The sequence below is a fragment of the Luteolibacter sp. Y139 genome (assembly GCF_038066715.1).
In the GTDB taxonomy this organism is placed as follows: domain Bacteria; phylum Verrucomicrobiota; class Verrucomicrobiia; order Verrucomicrobiales; family Akkermansiaceae; genus Haloferula; species Haloferula soli.
Window position 1 is genome coordinate 177,175 of sequence record NZ_JBBUKT010000005.1, and the last position, 14,112, is coordinate 191,286.

The 14,112-nt window shown below is 63.8% G+C and carries 8 protein-coding genes; 3 read left to right on the plus strand and 5 right to left on the minus strand.

What is annotated here, in order from left to right; translation table 11 throughout:
* Nucleotides 1–234 precede the first annotated feature (234 nt).
* The 4 genes from WKV53_RS14530 to WKV53_RS14545 all read right to left on the minus strand — a co-directional run bounded on the left by WKV53_RS14530 (nucleotide 235) and on the right by WKV53_RS14545 (nucleotide 7,853).
* A complete protein-coding gene (locus WKV53_RS14530; protein ID WP_341405431.1) occupies nucleotides 235–1,809 on the minus strand; it encodes a hypothetical protein in 1,575 nt (524 codons plus the stop codon).
* Nucleotides 1,806–3,020, minus strand: a complete 1,215-nt coding sequence (locus WKV53_RS14535; RefSeq protein WP_341405433.1) for a caspase family protein — start codon at nucleotides 3,018–3,020, stop codon at nucleotides 1,806–1,808. The genes WKV53_RS14530 and WKV53_RS14535 overlap by 4 nt, the downstream gene beginning before the upstream one ends.
* Nucleotides 3,021–3,104: 84 nt before the next feature.
* The gene (locus tag WKV53_RS14540) at nucleotides 3,105–4,037 is read right to left on the minus strand and encodes an SGNH/GDSL hydrolase family protein (RefSeq protein WP_341405434.1); all 933 of its coding nucleotides are present in this window, start codon (nucleotides 4,035–4,037) and stop codon (nucleotides 3,105–3,107) included.
* A 1,080-nt stretch (nucleotides 4,038–5,117) separates the two neighbouring features.
* Nucleotides 5,118–7,853: an ELWxxDGT repeat protein gene (locus WKV53_RS14545; RefSeq protein WP_341405436.1), complete on the minus strand. Its 2,736-nt coding sequence runs from the start codon at nucleotides 7,851–7,853 to the stop codon at nucleotides 5,118–5,120.
* 676 nt (nucleotides 7,854–8,529) lie between these two features.
* Here WKV53_RS14545 and WKV53_RS14550 point away from each other — a divergent pair.
* Genes WKV53_RS14550 through WKV53_RS14560 form a run of 3 tightly spaced genes read left to right on the plus strand, consistent with a single transcriptional unit; the run spans nucleotide 8,530 to nucleotide 11,141 of the window.
* Entirely contained in the window at nucleotides 8,530–8,823 is a 294-nt protein-coding gene (locus WKV53_RS14550) for a PadR family transcriptional regulator (protein ID WP_341405438.1), read from the plus strand.
* A complete protein-coding gene (locus WKV53_RS14555) occupies nucleotides 8,816–9,460 on the plus strand; it encodes a permease prefix domain 1-containing protein (RefSeq protein WP_341405440.1) in 645 nt (214 codons plus the stop codon). The genes WKV53_RS14550 and WKV53_RS14555 overlap by 8 nt, the downstream gene beginning before the upstream one ends.
* A gap of 1 nt (nucleotide 9,461) precedes the next feature.
* Nucleotides 9,462–11,141 carry a serine hydrolase gene (locus tag WKV53_RS14560; protein WP_341405442.1) on the plus strand — a complete coding sequence of 560 codons (1,680 nt, stop codon included), beginning with the start codon at nucleotides 9,462–9,464 and terminating at the stop codon, nucleotides 11,139–11,141.
* 160 nt (nucleotides 11,142–11,301) lie between these two features.
* On the opposite strand, the gene WKV53_RS14565 is transcribed toward WKV53_RS14560, so the two are convergent.
* The gene (locus WKV53_RS14565) at nucleotides 11,302–13,974 is read right to left on the minus strand and encodes an ELWxxDGT repeat protein (RefSeq protein WP_341405444.1); all 2,673 of its coding nucleotides are present in this window, start codon (nucleotides 13,972–13,974) and stop codon (nucleotides 11,302–11,304) included.
* Nucleotides 13,975–14,112 lie beyond the last annotated feature (138 nt).

The window sequence follows — 14,112 nt, forward strand, 5'->3', positions numbered from 1 at the left end:
CATCGCCTCGATGCCATGAAGGAGAGACAGGAACTCCTCCGGGCAAAAATGAAACGAACTCCGAGCCCTTCAGCTAGCTGCTGACGTGAAAAAATTCAAAACCGCCAGTCTCACGGCTGGCGGTTTTTTTAGTCTATCAGCAGGGCCACCACTTGTGGCCGCTAGGTTGCGACGGTCGCAGACTGACGCTACATTTTTTGGGAAGGGCTTCGCCGGGGGCTGGCTGGCGTGCCGTCAGGGGGTGGTGCGGGTGGCGGGGGTGAAGGTGGTGGCTTCGATTTTTCCCCAGCGGGTGGTGGTGACTTCGGTCCAGTCGAGGGTGACGGCTTGGCGGCGGATTTGGGTGGCGGCGGATTTGAGGGTTTCGTCGTGGGGGAAGTAGGCGACGGCGAGTTCGAGGCCGTCTAACAGCATGCGGACGCCGCGGGTGAAGAGGGGGAGACCGCGGTCGGCGGCTTCGATGAGGCGGGCGCAGGCTTCGATTAGGAAGGGGGAGGTGGCGATGGAATTGGCGGAGGCTTCGGCGAGGTCGGGGGAGGTGGTGATGGGAGCGTGGGAAGCGTCGGTGAGGTTGCCGGATGCTTCGCTGGAGTTGGCGGAGGCTTCGGTGTTGGGGGATGCTTTGATCGAGTCGGGAGATGTTTCGCCGGAGTTGGGGGAGTCGCTGTCGCTGTCGGTCTGGTGCTGGGAGAGGAGGTGCCAGGCGTGGATGACGGTGCCGTCGGAGTAGGCGGGGAAGGCTTCGTCGAGATTGCGGAGCCAATTGGGCCACCAGGTGTGGTCGGTGCCTTCGGTGTAGCCGAACTGGTGGGTGAAGTAGGCGGCGATGATGGCGCTGGTGAAGTCGTCGAACTTGCCCTGGATGAGTTGGCGGGCGCGACTTGTTAGATCGGTGCCGACGGCGCGGGCGGATTCATTGTCGCCGCGGTGGAGGTAGGCGAGGAGGACGGCGGCGGCTTCGCTGCCGGTTTCCTGGATGATATTGATGGGGTCGGTGTCGCGGGCGTCGATGGCATCGAGCTGGAGGAGGATGCGGGTGGGCTCGCCGGTGCGTGAGGGGCAGAGGAGGGCGAACTTGGAGAAGGTGCCGCCGCGGTGGTTTTCGAGCTGGAGCCAGAGGCGGGTGGTGACGGGGACGGGCCCTTTCCAACGGACGAGGGCGTCGGGGTCATTGTAGGGATGAGGGTGCTGGTCCCAGTCGGTGGCGGGATCGCGGGTCCAGGTGCCCTTGTCCTCTTTCCAGAAGATGACGTCGGGCGGGATGTTCTTGTTAGAGTGATCGAGGGTGAGGCTCTTCCCGCGGATGATGTAGGCGCCGATCTTGTCCTTGGGGTCGGAGAGGTTCCTGGAATCGGAGGCGAAGTCCTTGGCGCGGCCGACGGCGACGGACTTGATCTGGTGGGCGGCGTCGGTGAGGAGGTCGGCCTGGCGGCTGACTTCGCGGCGGGTTTCATTCAGCAAGTAGGCCCAGCCGCTGTTTTCATTCGGTGCACTGTAGGGGGCGTGCAGCGTGATGGTCTGCTGCGATGCGGTGGCGGTGACTTCGACGGTCTCGCTGATGCTATCGCCATTCGGGAGGGTGGCGCGGAGGTGATAGGTGCCGGGGTCGAGGTCGAGGGACCTGGTGCCGCCGCGAAGGGGGACGAGTGCGGTGGTGGATGAGCTGCCACGGGAGGGATTGGCATTCACGGACTCATCGAGTGCGCGGCGGACCTGGACGGGGATGAGGGCTTCGGTGCCCATGCGCTGCTCACTTGATGAAGGGAGCATCATGGGGAGCTGGAAGCCGATGGAGACTTGGGTGCTCATGGGACGGGAAGTTTGCAGTGATCGACGGGCATGCGGAATTCCTTCCTGCGGGTGGCGATGAGCTGGCCGGGATTGCTGAAGGTGGAGAGATCGTATTCGCCGGGTGGCAAGTCGGTGTCCCAGGTGGTGAGTGTGGGGGGTGGTGGCGGGCCACCGGTGGGCGGATGGGCCTGGGTGATGCCATTTCCGGCGATGCTGAAGAAGGTGGTGGGGAAGACTTCCGCGGGGACGGTGCTGACGCGGGCGAGGACGCGGCAATCGGCAGCGGGGATCTCGTGGAGATCGAGGGGGATGGCGGGCATGGTCTGCGACATGTCCTTGCAGTCGCAATTGAGCGGGAGGCTTTTCTCGGCGGTCATGCGCTTCATGCGTTCGTCGAGGGCGGCGCGGAGGGAGTCGGCGGTGACCTGGAAGGCGCCGGCGCCGCCATTGTCGCTGGCGCCGTGGTGATTGAAGCAATCTAACAGGCCCTCGGTGAAGAAGGTGTGCATGCCGGTGCGTCCGAGTGCGGGCTGGCCCTTTGCGAGGGCGGCGCGGTAGAGCGGGACGTGGCGGGGATGGAGGGATGGCTGGGGGCTGAGGAAGGGGGCGCAGAAGTCTTCGCCGGCCTCCTCCTGTGACTGGAGCTGTGCGCCGAGGTGGGAGCGGCAGGCATCGACGAAGAACATCTGGATGCCGGCGCGGCAGGAGCCCATGCGGGTGATGAGGGTATTCAGCTTGATGAGGTTTTCGCCGGGGGCATTCGCATCGCTGAAGGCATCCGATGGGAGGAGGTAGTGATCGGTGCCCTCCATGCCGTGGCCGACGAAGAAGAGCATGGCGCGATTTTCCTGATGGCCGTGGGCGCGGGTGCGCCACTCGTGGGCGGCGGTGCGGATATTCCTGAAGGTGGCCTCGGGGACGGCGGTGGTGGTGCCATCGCTGCGGGTGAACTGGCCGGGCGAGAGCAGGATATCGAGCGACGCGAGCGGGAAGCGGGCCGAGCTGAAGCCCTTGTTCCCGCTCGCGCCGTCGATAAACCAATTCGCGAGCCTCTCGATGGAGGGGACGGAGGTGCTGAGGCGCTTGAGGCCGGGGGCGTGTCTATCGCCATTTCCACCACCACCGGTGCCGTCTTCGGCGGGGAGTTCCGTGTAGTGATTCACGCCGATGAGGAGCACGTGTGTGCCGCCGCCGGCGGGAGGTGCTGCTGCCTGGAAGAAGGGTGGCATGCGCGGGTGGAGTGGTGGAGATCGAGGCCGTGGATGCGGCTTATTCAGCGGATGTTAGACTCACTCAAGGAGTGTTAGATTCACTCATGGAGTGACGCCCTCGACGTGGAGCTCGACGGCGAAATTTGCGGCGACGATGGCGAAGCCTTCACTGGTGGGGTGGATCTCATCATCCCAGGAGCCATCGGGCACATTGGTCTTGCGGCCGATGTAGAAGACGCGGCCGGCATTGGCGGCGGCGAGTTGTTCGAGGCGCTTGGTGAAGCGAGTGACGACTTCCTTGATGATGGCGCGCTGGTCGCTCTTTTCGGTGATGCCTGCCTTGATCATGGCGACGCCGAGCCAGGGGCCCTTTGGCCGGGGGATGGCGAAGTCGTAGCTGTGGACGAAGACCTTGACGCCGGGGAAGTCGTTTTCGACCTGGAGGATGATGGTATTGTAGTGCTTGAGGACGCGATTGAGGGCGTCATCGAAGGCGGAGTTCAGGTAGTCGCCGGGAGGCGTGCCGGCGGGGAGGCCGGTATTGAGATAGTCGCCGAAGTGATCGCCCATGAGGTCATTGCCGCCGCCGCTGACGAGGAGGGTGCGGGAGTTTTCGGCCCTGAGGGCGGTGGCCCATTTGCCGGACTGGACGACTTCGCTGAGCTCGGCGCCGGCGGCATCGAGGCTGAGGATGGCGTAACCGTGATTGTCGCCGAGGTGATTGATGACATCGCGCAGGAGGGGATGGCTGAACCATGAGTCGCCGGCGGAGACGATGGGCTTGAGGGCGGGGTTGTTCTTGATCTTGCGGCGGTAGGCGCGCTGGCGATTGCTATGGGTGAAGAAGTTCGCGATATCGAGGCCGAGGCCGAGCTGGACGGGTTGTCCGGGGTCGGGCTTGATGATGACGCCGGGCTTGGGCGTGAACTTGGGGGAGTAGGGATTGGTCTGGTCGATATCGAAGTATTCGAAGAGTGCTTCGCCATTGGTGGCTTCGAGTTCGGCGAGGATTTCCTGGTTGGTGAATTCGGGCATGGAGGTGGGTGGTTGGGGAGGGAGGTGTTAGGTGGGGAGTGACGGGTGATCGGTGAGGGAAGCGCCGAGTGATCGGTGATCAGTGATCAGTGGAAAGGCATCGGGGTTGGGAAGGATTTACCGCAGAGACGCGGAGGTCGCGGAGGGACGCAGAGAGGAGACGCAGGGTGATCTTTCTTTGCCGAGGCTATGGAGGATGGGCGGGTGAAAGACACGAGGGTGACCGCGGATGAGAGGATGGTGGTTTTATCTAACCGCGGATTTCACGGATGGCGCGGATGAAGAGAGGGGAAGGTGTTAACCGCGGATGGGCGCGGATGAAGAAGGGCGGTGATGGCGGGGCCGCGGTGATGGCGGTCCCGGTGGATGATGTTTCCGGATCTCATGGGGAGGGATTTCCGTATCTATGGAGGATCATGAGTGCGGGGGAAATGAGGGCAAGATGGAAGTGAGTGGCGGGTATGGGAGATGCTCCCATGCGGGTGGTGGAGTTTTGGTGATGATGTGGGTAGGTGGGTGCGGTGGAGGTGTGGTGTATGTTATGGGGTGGTATGGTGAAGGGTTGGGTGGGGGTGTGAGGGGACGTTCCGGTTTAGCGGAAGTCACAGCTGGGCCATCCCGGGAAGCATTGAAGGGGGATGAGGATTGTCCGTGCCCTTCCGCAACGCCGTTGGCGTAGGGACTCGGGTATGGACTGACCCGGGGTAGCCTCCTGCGTCGGCAACCCCGGGCTTTGTTGCGGAGTCCCGTTGGGACAAAGAGTTCCCGGTTTGTGGATAAAGGTCGGCCCGCAAGGTGCGGGAAAATGAAGTGACGACCGCCGGGGACTGAAGGCCCGGGCTATAGAGGGAGCGTTCCGATTCGTTGGAAGTCTCCCGGGATGGATCGGGCCTTTGGCCCTCGAAGACCTTCGTATCCATCACCTAGGCCTGGCGGCCTAGGCTGGTATGGGGCGGGCCGTTGGCCCTGAAGGAGGGCGCAGGGGGATGGGAGCTGTTAGAGCGGGTTCGACAGCACTCGGAGAGTGTGGACCACGATGGGGGACTGATGCAGTCGCGCTGTTAGGGGAGGTGGACCTTATTAGGGGAGGTCTACGGAGTAGAGTTCGCGGCCGATGGTGCGGCGGTTGGCGGTGAAGTAGAGTTTGCTGCCGAGGACGCGGAGGGCCTGGGGGTTGGAGCTTTCGGGGCCGGGGTCGATGTCGGAGACGAGGACGGTGCCGGCTTCGGTGCCGTCGCTGCGCCAGAGTTCGGTGCCGTGTTCTTCATCGGTGGCGGTGAAGTAGACGAGATTGCCGGCGGCGACGAGGTGGGCGGGATTGGAGCTCTGGGCGCTGGTGCTGGCGGTGCCAGGGTAGATGTTCTTTACGAGGCGGGTGCCATTGGCGGTGCCGTCGGTGGCCCAGAGTTCGGCATCGCCGTCCTGGATGCCGCAGTAGAAGAACTGATTGCCGGCGACGACCTGGCGGTCGGAGTAGGTGATCCAGTAGTTGACGCGGCGGCCGATGACGTAGGGCGCGACGGGGGCGGTGCCGGTGGCATCGAGGCGCCAGAGGAAGGGGGCGGGCTGGATGCGGTCGCCCTGGAAGATGGCGGCGCCGCCGAGGTCGAAGGCGGGGCCCATGGAGCCGGCGTCGAAGTCGACGGCGGGGGTGACGGCGACGGTGCCGGCAGCGGTGCCATCGCTCTGCCAGAGGTACTGGAGGGTGCCGGTCTTGACGGTGAAGTGGAGCTTGCCAGCGACGACGGAGAGGTAGGCGGCGGCATCGGTGGACTGGCCGTACCAATCGCTCTTCAGGGCGACGGTGCCGGCGGCGGTGCCATCGCTGCGCCAGAGGGTGGGGCCGGTGAGGGCGTAGGCGACGTCGCCGAGGGCGACGAGTTCGCCGGGCTTCGGGCGCGGGGTGGTGCCGTCGGTGGAGGCGACCTTCGAGGTGCCGGCGGGGGTGCCGTTGGTTTTCCAGAGGCCGGTGGTGGCGGCTTCGTCGTTGTAGTTCACGGCGAAGTAGTAGTTGCTGCCGGCCTTGACGAAGTCGGCGGCGTAGCCACTGCCGGTGTCGGCGAGCTGGAGGGTGCCTTTCTTGGTGCCATCGGTGATCCAGACCTGGTGCTTGGCGCCGGGATTATCGACGGTGAAGAGGAGGCTGCTGCCGAGGTGGCCGCGGAAGGAGACGGAGCCCTGGATGCCGAGCTGGGTGGTGGGGACTTTCCAGATGGCCTTCGACTTGCTGCCGTCGGGATTCATCTGCCAGAGCTCGTGGGTGAGTCCGGTTTTGACGAAGGCGAGGAGGAGGCCATTCAGCATGTCGAAGGGTGCGCCTTCGGCCGGGTGGAGGGGGACGCCGGAGGAGTTCGACTTTTCGGACTTGGTGAGCTGGGTGGCGCCGCCATTCGAGCGGACCATGGAGAGGGCGATGGCGGACTGGACCTGGCCGGTGATGAAGAAGGCCGCGGTGTCGGTATTCGTGAGGAGGGGATCGAGGCCGTAGGGGTTATTGAAGGCGGGGGACTTGCCGACGACCTGGGTGGAGCCGCTGGTGCCGCGGGTGCGCCAGAGGTGCTCGAAGCCGTAGGGGTCGGTGAGGTCGAAGTAGAGGGAATCGCCGAATTCCCGCATATCCGTATAGACGGGCAGGCTGTCCGGCGGCGGGAAGGCGCGGAAGGGGAAGGTGCCGGCGGTGGTGCCATCGGTGCGCCAGAGCTCGTAGCCGATGTCATTGTGATAGGTGGAGAAGTAGATGGCGTCCTTCCACGAATTCAGCGCGAGGGTGATCTTGGACTCGGTGGTCTGGTCCGGCGACATCAGGGTGATGCGGCGGGTGCCGGCGGCAGTGCCATCGCTGGTCCAGAGGGTGCGATTTGACGAGCCATCGACGGCGATGAAGAAGGCGTCATCATGCAGTGCGATGACGAGCATCTGATTCCAGGTGGTGGCGTCGGGTGGTCCGACCTTCACGGGATCGCCACCGGCGATGGGGCAGACGAAGAGCTGGAGGCCGCCTGCGGAGAGCTGGCTGGTGATGAAGAGGCGATCTGCGGCGACGGTGATGGAGATGGGGGTGCCGGTGGTGAAGGTGGTGATCTTCGTGGTGCCGGCGACGGTGCCATTGCTGCGCCAGACTTCCTTGTCATTCGCGACGAAGTAGCACCATGAGTCGCCAGTGGCGGTGGCGTAGGCGGAGGGATCGGAGATGGGGGTGTGGTGATCGCTGGCGAGGGGATTCAGGGAGCGGGTGCCGGCGACGGTGCCATCGCTGAAGAAGAGCTCGTGGGAGTCATCGGTGCGGGAGGAGTTGATTTCCTCGAAGAAGAAGCCGGCGGGGGTGCCGACGAGGAGATTGGTGGAGGACTGGTAGCCGGGGAGGGAATTTTCCAACAGGCGGGTGGTGCCGGCCTCGGTGCCATCGGTGATCCAGATCTGGTCGCCGGTGGAGACGCGATTGACGAGGAGGGCGGTCTTCTTGGTGGTGCCGGTGCCGAAGGAGGTGGGCTGCTGCGGGGAGGAGCTGCCGGGGCCGGGGATGAGGTCCTTGAGGAGGCGGGTGCCCTTGGCCTTGCCATCGGTGACCCAGAGCTCGGTGCCATTGGCGAAGGTCTGCATGGGGAAGACGACGCGCTGGCTGCCGGTGGCGCTGGCCCAGGTGATGTTGGGATTGTAGGCGGTATTCGGCGAGAGGGTGTTGGCGTCCTTGATGAGGCGGGCGGTCTGCAATTGCGCGCGGGCCTGATCGGGTGTGGCGGTGATGGCGAGCGCGAGCGCGGAGGTGAGCAGGGCGGACCGATGGAGGTAGGAAAGCGGAAGTCGTGAGCGCATCATCGAGTGGAGCGTGAAGGGGGTGGATGAAAGAGGTGGCTGTCCCTGGGGTCGAAGGTGTTGCTTTTTCGAGGGGCCTGTTGCGGGGACAGCTAGAGGGATCTGGCGGGATGGCAAGCACGCTCGTGCGACAGGAGCGGATGACGCGAAGATGGTGGGGAAATGCGCGGTGGGGTGAAACCGGGCGGGGTTTTCGGGCGGATATGGGGGAGGCGAGCTGATGGATCGTGCGGTTTGCAGGAAAGGCGGGGGAGGGCCGAGTGATCGGTGATCGGTGGAAAGGCATCGGTCTGGTGGAGGGAGCGAACCGCGGAGGTTGCGGCTTGCAAGCAGCGGGTCGACGCGCTGGCGGCTACGGCGGCGAAGTAAGATGGTGGACGGCGGCCCGAATCTTGGTCGGGGCGACTGAGTCGTCCCGGCGGGGTTCGGGCTGCGTGATGGAGTGGGGCTCGTGTCGACGGAACGTCGACACCCCTTATGGTGGATGTGAAGCGGGAGTCGGACGATGCGGCTGGTGGACGCTGGTTGGCGAGGGTCGTGGACGCGGTGCTACAGGGTGATGGAGGGACGACTGCGTCGTTGTGTCGACGTAACCCATCCTCCGCTTGACATGCATAGAGGTGCAATGTATAGAGATTCTATGCTAACCAAAGAGCTGGTTGCCGCTTCCTCCGAGCCGATGGTTCTTTGCCTTCTGGAAAAGGGCGAAAGCTATGGCTACGCACTGATCCAGGAAATCCGGCGGTTGTCCGGCGAGCGCATCGAGTGGACGGATGGGATGCTCTACCCGGTGCTGCACCGGATGGAGGCGCGGGGTCTGATCAAGGCGCGCTGGGCCAAAAGTGAGACTGGCCGAAAACGGAAGTACTACCGGCTTCTGGAAGAGGGCAGGACCGCCATGGCCGGGCATCACGAACAGTGGTCGCTGGTCGCCGGTGTCCTGGCTGCCTTGAGAAAGGAGGCGCATGTTTGATCTGAAGTCAGCGCTGAAAGTCTGGCGACGCGATCTGCGCGCGGCAGGCCTCAAGGAAAACGCGTTGTTAGGCGAGCTGGAGTGCCATCTGATAGACGCGATGGAAGAGCTGGTCGCCGGGGGCATGACGGCAGAGGAAGCATTCCTTTCCGCCTCCCGGAGCATTGGCACAGTCCAAGTGTTAGGGGCCGAATTTGGAAAGATCGAGTGGGTCCATGATGAGCGGAAACGCCGCGAGGCGAAGATCTGTTTTCTGACGCTTCTGGCTTTATTCACGCTCGGGATGAGTGTGGCGATGCTGGTTGCTCCGGAGATTTCGGATGGCCAGCGGGCTTCCGGGATGATGGCCATCATGAGCCTGCCGGGTCTTGTTTTCGCGGGGCGGGCTTTGTTTGCGGCGATGCCTGTGCGCCGTTTCAAAACCGCGATCCTAAGCGGGGCCGGGATGCTGGCGCTCGCGTGGAGTTGTCACGAGGCATGGCTGCTGAGGGCGGACGAGATCTTGTTTGGAGAATCCATGGCAGTGCTGTTGTGGGCGGTCTGCCCGGCCTGGGGGTTGATGGCCGGTGTTCACTGGGGAATTCAAGCCGCCGTGCAGAAGCACGCGGGGAATGCGGCGAATCCCGTCCTTCACTGAGATGATCAACATCAAGCGTCCGCCATTCGCACTGCTGGTTCTTCTCGGTCTTGCTACGGTATCCATCGTAGTTGCCGCAGGGGATCCGCCGGGCAGTGAAGCCCTGCAAAAAGTCCTGGATGAACGCCTCAGTACCGATGGGGCGGGTGGCGCGATGCTGGTGGCGCGGGAGGGGAAGATCCTGTTTTCCCGCGGCTACGGTCTCGCGGATCGGGAGGGAAAGGCGGCGGCTACTCCGGATACCCGCTTTCGCATCGGGTCAGTGACCAAGCAATTCACGGCGGCTGCGATTCTCCATCTCGCGGAGCAGGGATGTCTCTCGATCGAAGATCCGCTCTCGAAGTATTTTCCAAGCTACCCGGGTGGCGAGAAGATCACGCTGCGCCAGCTGCTCAACCATACCTCGGGACTTCACAGCTATACGGAGCAGGAGGGCTTTGCAGAGAAAGTCGGCAAGCCGATCAAGCCGGCCGACCTGATCGCGTGGTTTCAGAATGCGCCGCCGGATTTCCCGCCGGGAGAACAGTTCCGCTACTCTAACAGCGGCTACTTCTTGCTCGGCGAGATCGTGGCAAAAGTTTCCGGCCAGTCCTTCGGTGACTATCTGGATCACACGTTCTTCGGCCCGCTGGGGATGCACGATACCGGCCTGTGGCTGAACGCGACTCCGCCGGCGAATGCAGCGAAGGGCTACAGCTTCGACGGAAAGGAATTCAAGCCGGCACCCGAGTGGGACATGAGCTGGGCAGGGGGCGCGGGCGAACTTTATTCGACGACGTCCGATCTGTGGCGATGGACCGAAGCGCTCCAGGGGGGCAAGGTGCTGGATGCCGGAAGCCTGAAGGCCGCGCGGAGTGAGTTCACCGTGCCGAAGAAAGAGACGCAGGTGCTTCGCTACGGGATGGGTCTTTTTCATACCGAGATCGAATGGATGCCAGCGATCGGGCATACCGGCGGGCTACCGGGTTATCTCAGTTCGGTGATGTGGCTGCCGGATTCGCAGGTGACCCTGGTGGTTCTGAGCAATGCGATGCCGCCGCGGCCGGGTTCGAGTCCGGATGAGCTTCTGGCGCTTGCGGCGCGGAGTTTTCTCCAGGGTGAGATCGCGGCTCACGCTCCCAAGGTGGACGCGGCGATCCTTCCCGCGATCTATCCGAGTTACGCGGGCCGCTATCAGTATCCCGGCGGAGTTCAGAACATCACCGTGGAGCAGGGGAAGATCTTCGCGCAGCTAGGGGAGCAGCCGCGTTTTGAAATCCTGCCATGCGGGCCTGACGCGTTCTTCTATCCGTCTGTGGCGGCGCGGATTGTTTTCGAGCATGATCCGAAAACCCATGCGGTGATCTCGCTGGCTCACACGCAGAACGGCGTCACCTTCAAAGCGCCGAAGCTGGGCGACGAGCCGGCGTCGGTGACGCTGGGCAATGAGGTGCTGGATGCTTTCACCGGGAAATACCAATACGGCCCGCAGGCGGTGCTGACGGTGACGCGGCGGGAAAACCAGCTCTATGCCAAGCTAACCGGGCAGCCGGAATTCCCGATTTTCCCGAAGTCGGATCATGAGTTCTTCTGGAAGGCGGTGCCTGCCAGCGTGGAGTTCGTTCGGGGAGGAGATGGTGCGGTGGAGAAGGCGATCCACCATCAGGGCGGGGCGACGTTGAATGCGCCCAGGCAGAAGTGAGTGTGGACCACGATGGGGGCGATGCGGGAGTCGCACGATGCGGATGGTGGGCGCTGGTTGGCGAGGGTCGTGGACGCGGTGCTACATTTGATGGGGGGACGACTGCATGGTCGTGTCGACGGAACGTCGACACCCCTTAGGGTTGGGACGCTGGCGCGTCTCAATCTTGCGGGAGGTCAATGGAGAAGAGTTCCCAGTCGACGTCATTGCGATGGGCGGTGAAGTAGAGCTTGCCGTCCATGACCTTGAGGGCGGTGGGTGTGCTGCTTTCTTCGCCGGGCTCGATGTCGGCGACGAGGACGGTGCCGGCTTCGGTGCCGTCGCTGCGCCAGAGTTCGTTGCCGTGGGCGAGATCGTAGGCGGTGAAGTAGATCTGGTTGCCGACGACGAGGATGTTATCGGGGGAGGAGCCGAGGATGCCGGGCCCGATGTCCTTCACCTTTCGCGTGCCAGCGGAGGTGCCGTTGGTGACCCATAGCTCGGCATTGCCGAAGTTAGGAAGTCCATCGTCCTCCTCGGGGCAATAGAAGAGCTGGGAACCGACCGGGAAGGCACCGCTGCTGGCACTAAAGCCGATGGTCTGCCCGATCATGTCGTCGCGGACGGGGCGGGTGCCGGTGGCATCGTGGCACCACCAGCGGACGCCGATGTTTTCGGGTTCGTCCGGTTGGCGGGCGCGGAAGAGGGCCTTGTCGCCGAGATCGAACGCCTTCGAGACCATGTTCGTTTCGAAGATGGCGGAAGGGGAGACGGGGATGGTGCCTTCGGTGGTGCCGTCGCTTTGCCACAGCTGGACGTCGTCGCCATGTCTCGCGAAGAGGAGCAGCTGACCACCGGCCACGGAGAGGTGCGAGGCGGTGGGCCAGAAGGGATTGTTCCATGAACCCTCCACCCACACGGTGCCTTCTTCAGTGCCATCGCTGCGCCAGAGGACGGTGTGGGCACGATCAGTGGAGAGGAAATAGAGGCTGCCCTGGAAGGTCACGAGCGTCCCGCCATCCGGGTCGGCATAGGAGACGCGGGAGGTGCCGGCCTTGGTTCCATCCGTCTTCCACAGGGATGACTCGGCCGAGTAGTACCAGGTGTCACCGAGCTTCACGAAGTCAGTCACGTAGCCATCATTGGATCCCGGGTGCGACGAATGATCGGCCAAGAGACGGGTGCCCTTCGCGGTGCCATCGGTGATCCATAGCTGGCTGGACTCGTAGATGAAGAGAGCTCCGTGGGGAGTGGTGCCGCAGAAGCCGGCTTCCCAATCGGGATGTTCCGGTCTCTTCGGCCTCCAGATGGCGCGGGTGCGGCTGCCATCGGGGGCAATGGACCAGAGCTCGCGGCGATCTCCGGTCCAGACGAAGGAGACGATGTTCCCGCCAGCCATTTCATAGGAGTCGGGCTCGTAGTGGTCCTCGATGCCGAGGGCGGTGGATTTCTCGGGCTGGGTGAGAGGCACGGGCTTGGGCTTCTTGCCGGTGATGGCGAAGAGGGTTTCATCCGGCGTATTGTCCCCGCTGGTGAAGAAGAAGCCGGAGTCGGTACCGGTGAGAGTGTAGCCCCCGCTTGCGGCCGGGCCTTTCACGCGGCGGGTGCTGGCGGGATCGCCCTGGGTGCGCCAGAGGACGGACTTGTAGGAGGCATGGACATCCACTTCGTGGAAGTAGAGGTAGTCCCCGGTGCCCCACATGTAGGGGGATGGGTAGTATGACGGCGCGGAGGACGAGAGCCGTGTGGTGCCGGCGGCGGTGCCATCGGTGCGCCAGAGTTCATTGATATTCTGATCTGTGCGGGAGCGGAAATAGAGGGCGTCTTTCCAAAGCGTGAAGGATGCGCCCACGACTGACTCGGTGCCGTGGTCATCTAACAGGGCGATCTGACGGGTGCCGGCGGCGGTGCCGTCGGAGGCCCAGAGTTCGCTGCTGTTCTGGCGGAGGAAGAACAGTTCATCGCCGAGTGCGATGGCGTGCTCGAGCCAGTCCGATGCGGGATGCTGGGGTGAATCGATGCGGGTGAGATCGCCTCCATTCGCCGGGCCGGACCAGAGTTCATGAGTGCCGGAGGCGGGTGCGATATCCACGAAGAGGTGAGTGCCGGCGAGTGCGAGATGGGCGGGCGTGCCGGTGGTGATGGTGAGCACTTTCGCGGTGCCTGCCACGGTGCCATCGCTGCGCCAGACTTCATTTCCACTCGCGATGAAGTAGCACCATGGGCCGGTGGTGGCGTAGGCGGTGGGTTGCGCGAAGCGGTCGTTGCCGTCGCCATTGATGGGATTCAGCGTCCACGTGCCGGCTGCGGTGCCATCGGTGAAGAGAAGTTCGCGGGTGGCGTTTCCATCGACTTCGGTCTGCTCGAAGAAGACGCCGGTGGTGGTGCCGGCCTTCAGTTGAAGTTGGGCGCGCATGGGTGGTGCCGGGACCACGTATGCCTGCACGGTGCCGGCCTCGGTGCCGTCGGTGACCCAGATCTTGTCACCGGTAGCCCAGCTATCGCGATGGAAGGCGACCTTGGTGCCATCGGCGAAGGGGAGAGGCTGATTGGGATGAGATCCTCCCGGTCCGGGCACCACGTCCTTGAGAAGGTGGGTGCCGGCGGGTGTGCCATCGCTGATCCATGGCTCGGAGCCGTAGGCGAAGGTGCTCTGCACGAACAGGGCGCGATTGCCCAGTGGCACGGCCCAGTCGATGGAGGCGGAGTAGTCGCCGGGTGCGCGGTTGAGGTCCTTGACCAGCTTTGCAGTTTGCTCCTGGGCGGGTGCGGGGGTGCCGGTGAACGTGAATGCGGCCGCGAGGACGGTGAGGAGGAGCGAGGACGCGCGTGAGGAGCGGGGCGCAGGGATCATGAGAAGAGAAGCTGGGGGGAAGGAGATGAGAGGCGAGATAACTCGTGGGGATGCGGGGGGAAGCGGAGGGAGTCTTGGGATGGGCGGGAGGGATGGCAAGCGCTTGCGCTTTGGTTAGGGGTGGGATTGATGGGGCGG